The sequence below is a fragment of the Lacinutrix cladophorae genome (assembly GCF_053604645.1).
This window is the reverse complement of the sequence record NZ_JBSHNR010000119.1, coordinates 448,620-462,901: the sequence shown is the minus strand read 5'-3', so window position 1 is coordinate 462,901 and position 14,282 is coordinate 448,620. Positions and strand designations below refer to the sequence as shown.

Here is a 14,282-nt window from a genome sequence, read left to right as displayed (position 1 = left end):
TATATACACATGAAACCATCAATCAAAACAATCTTGTGCAGCTTACTAACAATAACCTTGTTAGTAAGTTGTAACAATAAAGAATCTTTACAAACTTACTTTGTAGATAATCAAGAATCTGCAAGTTTTACAACTGTAGATATACCTACTAGTATTGTAGATTTTGAAAATGCAGACCTTAGTGAAGATGAAAAAGAAGCATATAACTCTATCGATAAACTAAATTTTTTAGGATTTAAATTAGACTCTAGCAATCAAAATACTTATAAAGTAGAAATGGCCAAAGTTGCTTCTATTTTAGCAGATGAAAGATATATAGAACTAGGAGATTTTAATATGTTTGGTTCTAAATTATCTGTAAAATATATTGGAGATAATGATTTAGCAGATGAATTTATTGTATTTGGAAGCTCTAAAGAATATGGCTTTGGTGTTTTACGTATTTTGGGCGACGATATGAGTCCTGCAAAACTGGTACGACTGGCAGAATCAATGAATAAAGGAAAAGTAGACGATGAGCAACTAAAAGGAATTATGAATTTTTTTAAATAATAATTTTAGTTAATTTTCAATAAAAAAAGGCTTACCAAATATTTGGTAAGCCTTTTTTATATGTAATATAAGAGATTATATTCCTGTATAATTACTAGGCGAAATCACTTTTAATTCTTCTTTAATTTCTTTAGATACTTCTAAAGTATCAATAAAATTTGCGATAGATTGTTTCGTTATTTTCTCGTTAGTTCTTGTTAAACCTTTTAAAGCTTCATATGGATTTGGATATGCTTCTCTTCTTAAAATAGTTTGAATTGCCTCTGCTACAACAGCCCAATTGTTTTCTAAATCTTCCGCAAATTTTGCTTCATTCAATAGCAATTTATTTAATCCTTTTAAAGTACTTTTAAAAGCAATTAAAGTATGTCCAAAAGGTACACCAACATTACGTAAAACGGTACTATCTGTTAAATCACGTTGTAATCTTGAGATTGGTAATTTTGCAGATAAATGCTCGAAAATAGCATTCGCTATTCCTAGGTTTCCTTCCGAGTTTTCAAAATCGATAGGATTTACTTTATGTGGCATGGCGCTACTACCAACTTCTCCAGCTTTAATTTTTTGCTTAAAATAATCCATCGAAACATAAGTCCAAATATCTCTATCTAAATCTATAAGGATGGTATTTATTCTTTTTAAAGTATCAAATAAAGCAGCCATATGGTCGTAATGCTCAATTTGTGTGGTTGGAAAAGAATGTTGCAAACCTAGTTTTTCTGCAACAAATGTGCTTCCAAATGCTTTCCAATCTATATTTGGGTATGCTACTTTATGTGCATTAAAGTTTCCAGTTGCTCCACCAAACTTAGCTGCACTTGGTATATCATTTAATAAATTAAATTGTTCTTCTAAACGAACTACAAATACTTCTATTTCTTTTCCTAATCTTGTTGGCGAAGCTGGTTGACCATGTGTTCTTGCTAGCATAGAAACATGCGACCAATCTTTTACTAACTCTTTTAAACGGTTAAGAATTACAAAATATTCTGGAACATATACATCGTTCATGGCATCTTTAATGCTTAACGGAATTGCAGTATTGTTGATATCTTGAGAAGTAAGCCCAAAGTGAATAAACTCTTTGTAATCTTGTAAACCTAGTTGGTCAAATTTTTCTTTTATAAAATATTCAACAGCTTTAACATCATGATTGGTAACTTTTTCAATATCTTTAATTGCTAATGCATCTTCGGTCGAAAATTCACTGTAAATAGCTCTTAAATCTTCAAAAATCGATTTGTTTACAGATTCTAGTTGTGGTAAAGGAATTTCGCAAAGTGCAATAAAGTATTCAATTTCTACTAAAACACGATATTTAATAAGTGCTTCTTCCGAAAAATATTTACCTAATTCATCCACCTTATTTCTGTATCGTCCATCAATTGGTGAAATGGCATTTAGTGTGTTTAAAGACATAGTGTGTGTTGTTTTTTAAGAAGTTTCAAATATAGGTTTTTGTATTGCGAATTACGAATTTCGAATTATGATTTTTGAAGGTTTTAAATTTGTTTTGTTGTAATTAAATAAAATCTACCCTTCTTCAATCTAAGGAAAGTGCATGAAATGATTTTTTAAGCCCTATTTTCAGCTTCTATTTCAGTTTCTTGAGAATATGTTTGGCTCTCGCCTTAAAACCAGAACTTTGCATCTGGAAATCACGCTCTAAAATTAAAACAAGTTCTGGGTGAATCCAATCGTAATCTTTACCAAGTAAATACAGCGAATTCATAGAGTAAGCTTTAGGTGCAATCTTTTCGTCATTAATCATATAATCAAAACAGACTTCTATAATTTTTTCTCGATGTCTCGGAAGTAATTCCGTTTTAATCCTGTTTTCCTTTTTAGAATAATATGCTTTTACTAAATACTCACATACTTTAGCAACAGGTCTAACGGCTGAATCTTGATGCACTTTATGCATGTTTTTTGTAAAATAATCTAGATACGGAATCGCTTCTTCCAAATGCTCATTGCACATAAACTCAAAAACCCAAGCTGCTCGTGGCGAAATTTTATCGTCTACCATAAAAAGAATTTCTAAAAGCTTCTCGATTAAACTAGGATTTTTAATTACCAAATTAGCATAATACAAGCGTTTTTCACGAGAGTGATTTACATAATTTAATTCTTGATAAAGTTGCGCAGTAGTCAAAAGGTTTTCTTATTTTTAAAAAATAAAACTAATAAAAATGAAGATGATAAAAAAGATACTATTGCTTTTACTTGTTGTATTTGTGATTGCTCAATTTTTCGGACCTGAAAGAAACGAAGGAGAACTTACTTCTATTATCGCTTTTGAAGCAGATACAAATCCACCAGAAGATGTAAAACTTATTTTAAAAACGAGTTGTTATGATTGCCATAGTGATGTAACTAAATACCCTTGGTATAACAAAATAACTCCCGTAAATTATTGGCTAGCAAGTCATGTTAATGATGGAAAAAAACATTTTAATGTTTCTGGTTGGGAAGCAAATTCGGTAAAACGAAAAGATCATAAATTTGAAGAACTTATAGAAATGGTAGAAGAAAAGGAAATGCCTTTACCTTCTTATACCTGGACACATACTGAAGCAAAACTTACCGACGCGCAAATGGAGTCTGTTATTAATTGGGCAAAAAATGTGCGCGTAAAATATAGTCTAACTCCAAAACCAGAGTAGTTAGTAAATAATATACAGTACGTATAAAAAACATTTGTGTATTTGTGGTAAAAAAACTCTTAATAATTGGTTTTGTCTGGCCAGAACCAAAAAGCTCTGCAGCAGGAAGTCGAATGATGCAAATCATTGAGGTGTTTCAAAATCAAGCATATCAAATTACATTTGCTAGTCCTTGTGCTAAAAGTGACAATGCTTTTAACTTAACATCTATAGGAGTTGAGCAAGTTTCTATCGAATTAAATAATACGAGTTTTGATGTTTTTATAGAAAACCTAAATCCAAATGTTGTGTTGTTTGATCGCTTTATGATGGAAGAACAATTTGGATGGCGAGTTGCCGAAAATTGCCCAATGGCACTTCGAATACTCGATACAGAAGATTTGCACTTTTTACGAAAAGGAAGACAACAAGCCTTTAAAGAGAAGCAAGTTTTTGATGATTCCTATTTGTTTAACGATACTACAAAACGTGAAATTGCTAGTATTTATAGATGCGATCTAAGTTTAATTATTTCGGAAGCAGAGATAGAAATTTTAAAAAACCGTTTTAAAATAGCTGAAACTTTATTGCATTATTTGCCATTTATGTTAGATGGTGTTGCTTTGGAAGCTATCGAGAGATTACCAACTTTTCAAAAACGAGAACATTTTATAACTATAGGAAATTTTATACATGAACCTAATTATAATGCAGTTTTATATTTAAAAGAAAGCCTTTGGCCTTTAATACGTAAACAATTACCAAAAGCAGAAATGCATATTTATGGATCTTATGCAAGTCAAAAAGTAAATCAGTTGCATAATAAAAAAGAAAGCTTTTTAATAAAAGGTTTTGCCGAAGATGCAAATCAAGTGATGCAAGGTGCAAAAGTATGTTTAGCAGCAATTCGGTTTGGCGCAGGATTAAAAGGAAAACTAGTAGAAGCCATGCAAAACGGAACACCTTGCGTAACAACAACTATTGGAGCAGAAGGTATGTATGGTAATTTAGAACCTAACGGGTTTATTACTAATATACCGCTCGAGTTTGCAGAGAAAGCGGTTGCGATTTATAAAGAGGAAATACTCTGGAAAGAAAAACAACAAAACGGATTTCAAGTACTTAATAATCGATTTAATAAAGTTGAAATTGAAAAAGAGTTTGTAAAACTTCTTGAAAAAATAATACCACAACTAAGTAAGCACAGGCAAAATAACTTTACAGGACAAATGCTAATGCATCATACGTTGCAGAGCACCAAATTTATGAGTAAGTGGATTGCCGAAAAAAATAAGAAATAATTGTATATTTAAAAGAAGCTATTAATCATAAAACATATGAAACCATTAAAAATAATTATTATAAGCATGCTTTTCACTTTATTCTTAGTGACTAATAGTACACATGCTCAAGTATCTTCGCAACAAATCGATTCTATTGTTCATTATGCCATGACTAAGTTTCATGTCGCTGGAACTGCAGTTGCAGTTGTTAAAGATGGCAAGGTAATTCATAGCAAAGGCTATGGTGTAAAATCTATAAATACTAAAGAACCAGTAAACAAGCATACGCAATTCGCAATAGCTTCCAATAGTAAAGCATTTACAACTGTTGGATTAGCCATTTTGGTAGAAGAAGGTAAAATAAATTGGGAAGATAAAGTGAAAGCGCATATTCCAGAATTCACGATGTATAATGATTATGTAGAAGAAAATTTTAGTATTCTAGATTTAGTAACGCATCGTAGTGGTTTACCTTTAGGAATTGGAGATTTAATGTTTTTTCCGGATGGAACCGATTTTACTATGCAAGATTTATTAGCCAGTTTTCAACATTTTAAAGCGTCTTCAGCTTTTAGAACCAAATGGGATTATGATAACTTGCTATATCTTGTTGCAGGCGAATTAATTGCTAGAAAAAGTGGTATGACTTGGGAAGCTTTTACTAAAACACGTATTCTGGAGCCTTTAGGAATGGATAATACTTATGCTTCTTTAGCAGAAATAAAAGATACTTCTAACTTATCTGCTTCACACAGTACTGAAACAGGAGAGATAAAAATAATTCCAACCTTTGAAGAAATGATGAATGGTGCAGCAGGAGGTATCTTTTCTAATGTAGACGATTTATGCCAATGGATGTTATTACAATTACATGCTGGAAAATACGGGGAGAATCTAGATAAAGAACTTTTTTCGGCTACCAATCATGACGAAATGTGGAAAATACACACGGTTATGGGAGTCAATAAAAACCCGAGATATAATTCGCATTTTTCAGGTTATGGTTTAGGTTGGTTTGTTTCCGATGTATTAGGGAACATGAAAGTAGAGCATACAGGAGGTTTGCCAGGAATGCTATCGGAAACGGTTTTAATTCCAGATATGAATTTAGGAATTGTTATTTTAACCAATACAAGTGATGATGGAGCAGGATTATTTTCTTCTGTTTCTCAAACTATTTTAGATAAGTATTTAAAATTAGACGATTTTAAATGGATAGATAAATATTCTGATTACTTAAAATCTAAAGAAAAAAAAGGAGATGCTGTTACAGATAAAGTATGGGAAACAGTTAAAAACAATGCAAGTAACCCTATAGATACTCAAAAGTATATTGGGGTTTATAAAGATAATTGGTTTGGTACTTGTGAAGTTTTTATGAAAAAAGACCAACTATGGTTACAATTTCATAGATCTCCAAAACTAAATGGACCTTTACAATTTTATGAAGCAGAAACCTTTGCCGTTAAATGGGAATATCAAGATATGAATGCAGATGCTTTTGTAACATTTTCTTTAGATGAAAACGGAAAAGCAAAAAACATGAAACTCAAAGGTATTTCTCCAAATATTGATTTTAGTTTCGATTTTCATGATTTAGATTTAAACCGAGTAGAAGAGTAGAATAAAATATTAAACTATAAAACCATGTTTACTTTTTCATTCAATCATATAGCACTATCTGTAAAAAATGTAGACGAATCTATTGCGTTTTATCAGAAGGTCTTTAAGTTTAAAGAAATTGAAAATACAGCTTCTAATTCTAAAACGAGATGGCTTGCTTTTGGTGCAGGAAAACAATTGCACTTAATTCCTAGGCCAAACCTGGAAGTGAAAACCAATAAAGCAGTTCATTTTGCATTAGCGATTACAGATTTAAATTCTTTTGTGCAGCATTTAAAAGCTCTAGATGTAGCATATAGTGATTGGCTGGGTACTGTAAATAAAGATTATGTAAGAAAAGACGGTATTCAACAAGTGTATTTTCAAGATCCAGATAAGTATTGGATTGAAGTAAATAATGCTATTTAGAATTTTAGAAAAGATCTAATCCTTCAATAAACGTATTACTTCCTTTACACCAACAGTTGCAGGTTTAGCAATAACCGTTAGATTTTTATTACTAGACACAGCAGGTTTAGGGTCTACAAAGTAAGTAGCAGTGTTTTCTGGTACATAATGCATTAAACTTGCAGCAGGATATACTTGCATACTAGTACCAATAATCATTAAAATATCTGCTGTTTGGCAAATTTCTACAGCTTTTTCAAACTTTGGTACTGCTTCACCAAACCAAACAATATGTGGTCGCATTTGATGTCCTTTGGTATCGAGATCACCAAGTAATAAATCTTTTTTCCATTCTTGAATGTTGGTTTCATTATTAACACTACGAGCTTTTAATAATTCGCCATGTAAGTGTATAACGTTAGAACTTCCAGCACGTTCGTGTAAATCGTCTACATTTTGTGTAATTATTGTAACGTTGTAATCTTTTTCTATAGTAGCCAAATCATAATGTGCTTGGTTTGGTTGTACTTCTAAAAGTTGTTTTCTTCGTTGGTTGTAAAAGTCTAAAACCAAAGCTGGGTTGTTTGCAAATCCTTGAGGAGAAGCAACTTCCATTACATCATGTCCTTCCCATAAACCATCTGCATCTCTAAAGGTTTTAATACCGCTTTCGGCACTTATTCCTGCTCCAGTTAATACTATCATGTTCTTCATTTTATAAAATTACTTTTTTTGTCGTTCCTACGAAAGTGGTAATCCATTCTTTTTTAATTAAATTTGACTTTTAGTAAGAAAAATGACAGATATAAAACTCCTAGAATACTTAGAAACCTATTTAACCGAAAACCGAAGAACACGTTTTAATAAAGTAATAAAACAGCGAACCAAGCATTTTACGGTTGCTACCGAAGATGTATACCAATTACACAATACGAGTGCGGTTATGCGTAGTTGCGATGTTTTTGGAATACAAGAACTTAATATTGTAGAAGAGGTAAATACCAAAAGTATCGATAGAGAAATAGCAATGGGAGCACAGAAATGGGTAGACCTAAATAGGTTTCATTCTATTAAAGATTGTATTGCTGCTGTAAAATCGCAAGGGTATCAAATTGTAGCCACAACACCACATACAGAAGATTGTGAATTGCAAGATTTTGACTTTACTAAAAAGTCTTGTTTTTTCTTTGGAAGAGAGACGGAAGGGTTAAGTCAAGAGGTTTTAGATACAGCAGATTCCTATTTAAAAATACCAATGGTAGGTTTTACTGAAAGTTTAAATATATCGGTTAGTGCTGCGATTGTTTTACAAGAGGTAACAGCAAAACTAAGACGTAGTGATATTGCTTGGCAACTTAGCCAAGAGGAACAAAATGCAAAACGATTAGATTGGGTTAAAAAAACGATTAAAAGCTATGACCAAATTATAGCTCGTTATTATGATGAGAGTAAGTAATTTTAGATAAAAAAAAAGCGTAACCCAATTGGATTACGCTTTTATAAATAGTACTATATTAAGTATTTAAAATTTTCCAGACCTATTTCTGTTTAAAACCTTGTATTCTTCATAACATTCACTAATAGCATCTAATACTTGTAGATCGTTAGCTGTATTAATAAATTCTTTAGAGTAGTTACACTGACTTATAATTTCATCTAAATCTACACGATCTACTTGTAATAATGCAATAAGCATTTCTCTGTCAAAACGAGTAGCAAGAAGTTTTCGTATTTCGTCGTCCTGTTTCATCTTTTTCAACTTACGCATTTCATTAGGTTGCCTTCCAAACATTCTATATAAAAAGTCTGCAGGATTAAAAATAGCACCTAGTACTTTGGTAACAGCACTTGGCGAATTGTTTCCAGCTTCATAACCAGTACTAGATAAACCAGAAATAGCATATCGGTAATTATTATTTACTGGAACATTTTTAATGTCAACTTCTAAATACCCCGTTAATTTGAACTGTGTTACAACAACTTCTTCTAATGCTAGTGCTAGTTCTGTTAATGCAATATTAGCACTTCCGTACTTTAACCAGTCATTTGTTACTCTAACTTTTATAGATTTAAAACCTAAATAAGAAAAATGCAATGTATCATTCGCTTTCGCTTTTAGTTCAAAGCCACCTTTTTCATCTGTAGTTGTTCCAACGACTTGTGTAAGATTTACAATATTTACACTTTCTAGAGTGGTGTCATCTGCAGCATTAATTACTACACCTATCACTTTAGTTGGCAAGTCTTGTGCTTGACTAAAAGTAAAGGTTAATAGTAAAATAAATAAAGTAAAGCCGTTCTTCATATTTGTGGTTATCGTTTTATAAAGGTACAAACATATTTATAAATACATAATACCTTTTAAACTTTGACTTAAAATTAACAAAAAGGTTTAACGTCTTGAGCGTCTTGGTCTAGAGTGTGTTGTTTTAAATTCCGATTTATCTCTATCCGATGATCTTCTTGAAGAAGTTTCAGAACTACGTCTATCTCCTCGGTTCGAATCGCTTCTTCTAGAATCTCCACCAGAATCATTTCTTCTTCCAGAACTACGTCTTTCACCTCTTGGTCTATCCGATCCACCTCGTCTTCTGTCATTTCCTCCATCACGACGTCTTCCGCCACCGCGATTTCCACCACGACCTCTTCCGCCTCCACCACGGTTTTCGCTTACTTCAACATTTACAAAGCGACCTTCATGCTTATAATCTGTAAAAAAGGCAAGTATTTTTTCTTGGTGTACTTTTTCGGTATTGAAGAAAGAGAAACTTTCTTTTACATCTACTTTAAATACGTCGTCTCTACCAAGTTCTAAAATTTCTTTTAAGAAATCTTTTAACTTCATCCAATCAAAACCATCTTTTTCACCAACATTAATAAAGTATCTAGAATCATTTCCACTATTATTGCTTCTTCCACCTTCACGATCATTAGCAGAAGCTGTAACGTTTAGGTTTTTAGATTTTTGGTAGTAGTTAAAGAAACGAGTAAACTCTACAGAGAAGAATTTTTTAATAAGTTCTTCTTTTGTTGTTTCTTCAAATAAACCATTAATATCTTCTAAATACTTATCAATTTCATGATTGATTTCTGTATTGTGAATCTTATTTGCTAAAGACATTAATTGTACTTCGCAAATTTCCATTCCGTTCGGAATTTCCTTTAATTCAAATTTCTTATTAATAATACGCTCGATACTTTTTAATCTGCGTATTTCACTTTTAGAAACAATTACCATAGAAACACCCGTTTTTCCAGCACGTCCAGTTCTTCCGCTTCGGTGCGTATAGGTTTCTACCTCATCACTTAATTGGTAATTAATTACGTGTGTAATATCGTCTACATCAATACCACGAGCAGCAACATCTGTAGCTACAAGCATTTGTATTTGACGAGATCTAAATTGCTTCATCACAATATCACGTTGATTTTGAGATAAATCCCCATGTAATGCTCCAGCACTATACCCATCTTCTATTAAGTTTTCTGCAACTTTTTGCGTATCTCTTTTTGTTCTACAAAAAATTACCGAAAAAATATCTGGATTTGCATCTGCTAAACGTTTTAAAGCTTGGTAACGATCACGAGCATTTACTAAATAATATTCGTGCGATACGTTAGATGTGCTTTCGTTTTTATGTCCAACCGTAATTTCTTGTGGGCTATTCATAAAGTTTCTAGCAATTGCTGCAACTTCTTTTGGCATAGTCGCAGAGAATAACCAAGTGTTTTTATCTTCTGGTGTACCAGAAAGAATATCGGTAATATCTTCTTTAAACCCCATGTTTAACATCTCATCGGCTTCATCTAAAACAGAATATTCTATTTTAGAAATATCTACCAAGCGTCTGTTAATCATATCTTTCATTCTACCAGGAGTAGCCACAATAACTTGTGCACCTCTTTTTACAGCTCTTGCTTGGTCTGTAATGCTAGATCCACCATAAATGGCAACTACATTTAAACCTTTACAGTATTTACCGTAAGCTTTCATCTCATTTGCAATTTGCAAACAAAGCTCACGAGTAGGAGAAAGTATTAAACCTTGTGTGGTACGACTGTTTACATCAATTTTTTGTAGCATAGGGAAACCAAATGCTGCAGTTTTACCAGTTCCAGTTTGTGCTAATGCAACTAAATCTGTCTCTTCGTTTAATAAAATTGGGATTGCTTTTTCTTGTACTTCAGATGGTGTTTCAAACCCTAAATCTGTAATACCTTGTAATAGTTCTTCGTTAAGACCTAAATCTTGGAATGTGCTCATTCTTGTTTTATGTATTTCAATGTCAATCTATTTTGGTGTTACAAATAGAAGTGCATTGAACATACTTAACCTAAAACTTCTAGTAACACATCCTCTCTCTGAGGAGTCCATTTTAACGCATTTCGCGTTTTCAAGGTGCAAAGGTACGATATTATTTTCGATATTCAATTTTTGGGCGTTTTAACACGCTCTCGCAAGTCGCTTTTTTTATGAAAAAAAAAAGAGCTCCAACAATTGCTCCATCGTTAACGCAACATCTTCTTTCGTTTCTTATTTATCATTAATAGGAGTGATTTTTACAATCTTATACTGTACAGTCTTAGGTCTTCCTGTAAAAGTTTTTACCTTAGTGCCATAATTACTAAAGAAAATAAATGTTAGATTATATTATCATTGGTGGCGCACAAGCAGGATTGTCTATGGCATATCATTTACAACTACAAAATAAGAATTTTCTTGTTTTAGATGGCGAAAATGAAATTGGTGCTTCTTGGTTAAACCGTTGGGACTCTCTAAAATTATTTACACCTACCGAGTACAATCATCTTCCTGGTTTAAAGTTTGATGCAGCCAAAGGGCATTATCCTACTAAAGTAGAAGTGAGTAATTATTTTAAAAACTATGTAGAAACCTTTAAAATACCAGTGCAACTTAATACCTTAGTTACTTCGGTACGTAAAACAGAAAAAGGTTTTTTTGTAACTTATAAAGAAGGCGAATTACAGGCTAAAAATGTTATTGTTGCCACAGGACCATTTCATATTCCATATACACCACCATGTAATACCAAAATCGCTAAAAGTGTCCTTCAAATGCATAGTAATTATTATAAAGGAATACACCAATTACAAGAAGGAGATGCATTGGTTGTAGGAGGAGGAGATTCGGGATATCAAATTTTAAATGAAATTTCTAAAAACACTTCTAGAACGGTTTATTTTTCTGGAGATACAGCAGTGAGATCTTTACCACAACAAATTTTAGGTAAAACATTATGGTGGTGGTTTACACTCGTAGGCTTTTTAAGTTATAATAAATACAGTTGGATTGGAAAGAAAATTAGTGCTTCTTCACAACCTGTTATTGGTACAGACGTAAAAGAAATACTTTCTAGAGAAAATGTCATTGCTAAAGGAAGAACTAAAGATGCATTACAAGAAGAAATTATTTTTGAAGACTCTAAAGTTTCTAGCATTAAAAATATTATTTGGGCTACAGGTTATCGTCCTAATTTTAAGTGGATTGAAGGATTAGAATTAGACGAGAATAGCTACCCGAAAAATTATAGAGGAGTAAGTAATATAGACGGGCTGTTTTTTATTGGTTTACCTTGGATGTTTACTCGCGGATCTGCAACTTTGGGAGGTGTTTCCAAAGATGCTAGTTATTTGGCTAGTATAATAAGCAAACAAGATTAATTTATTTCTTTTAAATAAGTAACAAGTAGTTTAACCGCTTTTCCACGATGGCCAATTTTATTTTTTTCCTCTAAAGAAATTTCGGCAAAGGTTTTTGTATAGCCTTCTGCTTTAAAAATAGGGTCGTAACCAAAACCTTTTTCTCCATGTTTTTCTGTGGTTATTTCTCCTTTACAAATTCCTGTAAACGTTTCTAACTTTCCGTTTAAATGCAAAGCTACAACCGTTTTAAATTGTGCTTGTCTATTGTCTTTTTCTTTTAGGTTTCCTAAAAGTAAGTTCATGTTATCGTTAGCATCGCGTTGTGCTCCTGCATAACGCGCCGAAAAAACTCCTGGTTCGTTATGTAAAGCTGTAACTTCTAATCCCGTATCGTCTGCAAAACAATCGTAGCCATAATGTTCTTTAATGTACTCTGCTTTTTGTATGGCGTTACCTTCAATAGTGTTTTGTGTTTCTGGTACGTCTTCAAAACAACCAATATCTTTTAAACTTAAAAGTTTTATGTGTTGCGGAATTAAAGATTGTACTTCTTTTAATTTATTTAAATTATTGGTGGCGAAAACAAGTTGCATAGTTTATGGTAATTAATGTATTTTAGCTTTTGTAAAAATATATGAATCCAATTAATCCTCCTTTGTTAGAACAAAATATTTTTAAAAATTATTTAAAATTTAGTTTCTCTTTCCTCTTTATTTTTTGTTTCCATTTATTTTCAATGAATGCGCAAACTATAGAAGAGGTAGACTCATTGTTAATAGATAGAAATTTAGAAAATTATTCGGTTCGTATTTTTTCTAATTTTAAAGTCAAAAAATTCACCATAAAAGATGAAGATTCCAAATCTAAATTTGTACCTAATAATCGATACGGTTTAGGTTTTGGTATTGCTAGTGAAAAATTTATAATCGATTTGGCTTTCAATATTAAGAATCCAAACAAAGCCGAAACGAAAAGGTTTGATTTACAAGTGACAACCATATTAGAAAAACAGCATTACGTAAATGCATATATACAAACCTATAAAGGCTTTAATGTTAAAAATGATTTTGATGTACCTACAGTTTTTAGAAGCGATATTCGTTCTGTAACCTTTGGGCTTAATTATTTATATACTTTAGATGATGTTGCCTTTTCCTACTCGCAATTAAAAGCAGGCTTGCCTCAAAAGAAAAATAAAGATATTTACATAACTGGAGGGCTTGGTGTTTTTGGAGTGTATGATTATTTTTCTGCGGATCCTACTATTTTTAACGAAGAAACACGTGCATATTTTAATGAAGAGGCAAATATTAAAAGGTATAATGGTCGAGCACTTGGTCTTTTAGCGGGTTTTGTTTCGTATTTTAAACTTCCAGAAAATATTACTGCTACTTTTAATTTTATGCCAGGAGTTGCTTTAATTAACAAGAAAATCACCCTTCAAGAGGATAGTTATAGGCCATCTAACCCAATGTTATATAAAATAGATTTTCATATTGGTTTGGGTTATAGTTATAAACGTTATTATGCTAGTTTAACCTACGGAAACGGTTTTTATACTACTGATTTTGATAAGGATAATAATTATTTTTTCAATTTAACTAACGCAAAATTAGCTATTGGCTATAAGTTAAAAGCTAAAAAATAATACTACTACTTTATTTTTTATAGGCATACCATTTATTAAAAGAAACATTGTCATAGTATAAATAGAAAGGAATAATAAAGACTAATTAAAGTATGATATTAATCATTTTTAGATTCTGAAATCTTGATTAAATTTATTAATAATTAAACTACAAGATTATGACAATAAATATTCAATATGTGCATATGTCTACAAGTGAGACAATGAATGCTTATGTAACGGAAAAATTAGAAAAATTAGCTAACAAATACGAATGGATAATTAAAGCAGAGGTGCATTTTGAAGTAGAGCAAAATGCAAAGAAAAACGGAAAAATTTGTAAGATAGAATTAAGTGCTCCTGGACCGCGTATTTTTGCAACATCAGACGAAGAAAACTATGAAGATGCAGTAAAAAACACCATTAAAGATTTAGAAAAGCAACTTAAAAAACGAAAAGAAACTTTTACAGCACATTAAGCGATGTAATATATCTAGAGGG

15 protein-coding genes are annotated in these 14,282 nt (G+C 31.8%); 9 read left to right on the top strand and 6 right to left on the bottom strand.

The genetic code is table 11. The annotated features are described in order from the left end of the window. The first annotated feature begins 9 nt into the window (after window positions 1-9). Window positions 10-552, top strand: coding sequence for a DUF4252 domain-containing protein (locus ACVC3Y_RS12420; RefSeq protein ID WP_303423909.1), 543 nt, complete (start codon window positions 10-12; stop codon window positions 550-552). Window positions 553-627: 75 nt separating this feature from the next. On the opposite strand, the gene purB is transcribed toward ACVC3Y_RS12420, so the two are convergent. Together purB and ACVC3Y_RS12410 are read right to left on the bottom strand one after the other, a co-directional pair. After that, entirely contained in the window at window positions 628-1,971 is a 1,344-nt protein-coding gene (gene purB / locus ACVC3Y_RS12415; protein ID WP_303423908.1) for an adenylosuccinate lyase, read from the bottom strand. 175 nt (window positions 1,972-2,146) lie between these two features. Continuing rightward, window positions 2,147-2,707 (bottom strand): adenylosuccinate lyase, encoded by a 561-nt coding sequence (locus ACVC3Y_RS12410; protein ID WP_303423907.1) that lies wholly within the window; start codon window positions 2,705-2,707, stop codon window positions 2,147-2,149. A gap of 37 nt (window positions 2,708-2,744) precedes the next feature. On the opposite strand from ACVC3Y_RS12410, the gene ACVC3Y_RS12405 reads away from it, so the two are divergent. The 4 genes from ACVC3Y_RS12405 to ACVC3Y_RS12390 are packed head-to-tail and all read left to right on the top strand — an operon-like array spanning window position 2,745 to window position 6,511. Beyond that, window positions 2,745-3,218: a heme-binding domain-containing protein gene (locus tag ACVC3Y_RS12405; RefSeq protein ID WP_452227066.1), complete on the top strand. Its 474-nt coding sequence runs from the start codon at window positions 2,745-2,747 to the stop codon at window positions 3,216-3,218. A 44-nt stretch (window positions 3,219-3,262) separates the two neighbouring features. Continuing rightward, entirely contained in the window at window positions 3,263-4,498 is a 1,236-nt protein-coding gene (locus ACVC3Y_RS12400; RefSeq protein ID WP_452227065.1) for a glycosyltransferase family 4 protein, read from the top strand. Between the two features lie 36 nt (window positions 4,499-4,534). Further along, a complete protein-coding gene (locus ACVC3Y_RS12395) occupies window positions 4,535-6,103 on the top strand; it encodes a serine hydrolase (RefSeq protein ID WP_452227064.1) in 1,569 nt (522 codons plus the stop codon). A 24-nt stretch (window positions 6,104-6,127) separates the two neighbouring features. Further along, entirely contained in the window at window positions 6,128-6,511 is a 384-nt protein-coding gene (locus ACVC3Y_RS12390; protein WP_303423903.1) for a VOC family protein, read from the top strand. Between the two features lie 15 nt (window positions 6,512-6,526). On the opposite strand, the gene ACVC3Y_RS12385 is transcribed toward ACVC3Y_RS12390, so the two are convergent. Then, window positions 6,527-7,204, bottom strand: coding sequence for an SIR2 family NAD-dependent protein deacylase (locus tag ACVC3Y_RS12385; RefSeq protein ID WP_303423902.1), 678 nt, complete (start codon window positions 7,202-7,204; stop codon window positions 6,527-6,529). A gap of 82 nt (window positions 7,205-7,286) precedes the next feature. Here ACVC3Y_RS12385 and ACVC3Y_RS12380 point away from each other — a divergent pair, with 82 nt between their 5' ends. After that, window positions 7,287-7,946, top strand: coding sequence for a TrmH family RNA methyltransferase (locus ACVC3Y_RS12380; protein ID WP_452227063.1), 660 nt, complete (start codon window positions 7,287-7,289; stop codon window positions 7,944-7,946). A gap of 66 nt (window positions 7,947-8,012) precedes the next feature. Here the strand turns inward: ACVC3Y_RS12380 and ACVC3Y_RS12375 are convergent, their stop codons facing one another. Together ACVC3Y_RS12375 and ACVC3Y_RS12370 are read right to left on the bottom strand one after the other, a co-directional pair. Continuing rightward, complete coding sequence (locus ACVC3Y_RS12375; protein ID WP_303423900.1) at window positions 8,013-8,795, bottom strand: carboxypeptidase-like regulatory domain-containing protein; 783 nt, start codon at window positions 8,793-8,795, stop codon at window positions 8,013-8,015. 87 nt (window positions 8,796-8,882) lie between these two features. Continuing rightward, window positions 8,883-10,754 (bottom strand): DEAD/DEAH box helicase, encoded by a 1,872-nt coding sequence (locus ACVC3Y_RS12370; protein ID WP_452227062.1) that lies wholly within the window; start codon window positions 10,752-10,754, stop codon window positions 8,883-8,885. Window positions 10,755-11,128: 374 nt separating this feature from the next. Between ACVC3Y_RS12370 and ACVC3Y_RS12365 the strand changes: the two genes are divergently transcribed. Beyond that, complete coding sequence (locus tag ACVC3Y_RS12365) at window positions 11,129-12,172, top strand: flavin-containing monooxygenase (RefSeq protein ID WP_452227061.1); 1,044 nt, start codon at window positions 11,129-11,131, stop codon at window positions 12,170-12,172. On the opposite strand, the gene ACVC3Y_RS12360 is transcribed toward ACVC3Y_RS12365, so the two are convergent. Then, window positions 12,169-12,747: a non-canonical purine NTP diphosphatase gene (locus tag ACVC3Y_RS12360; protein ID WP_452227060.1), complete on the bottom strand. Its 579-nt coding sequence runs from the start codon at window positions 12,745-12,747 to the stop codon at window positions 12,169-12,171. The two genes, ACVC3Y_RS12365 and ACVC3Y_RS12360, sit on opposite strands and share 4 nt — an antisense overlap. A gap of 41 nt (window positions 12,748-12,788) precedes the next feature. Between ACVC3Y_RS12360 and ACVC3Y_RS12355 the strand changes: the two genes are divergently transcribed. Then, on the top strand, window positions 12,789-13,802 hold the full coding sequence (locus ACVC3Y_RS12355) for a DUF4421 family protein (RefSeq protein ID WP_452227059.1): 1,014 nt from the start codon (window positions 12,789-12,791) through the stop codon (window positions 13,800-13,802). Window positions 13,803-13,960: 158 nt separating this feature from the next. Then, on the top strand, window positions 13,961-14,260 hold the full coding sequence (gene hpf, locus ACVC3Y_RS12350) for a ribosome hibernation-promoting factor, HPF/YfiA family (protein ID WP_303423895.1): 300 nt from the start codon (window positions 13,961-13,963) through the stop codon (window positions 14,258-14,260). The last annotated feature ends 22 nt before the right edge of the window (window positions 14,261-14,282 follow it).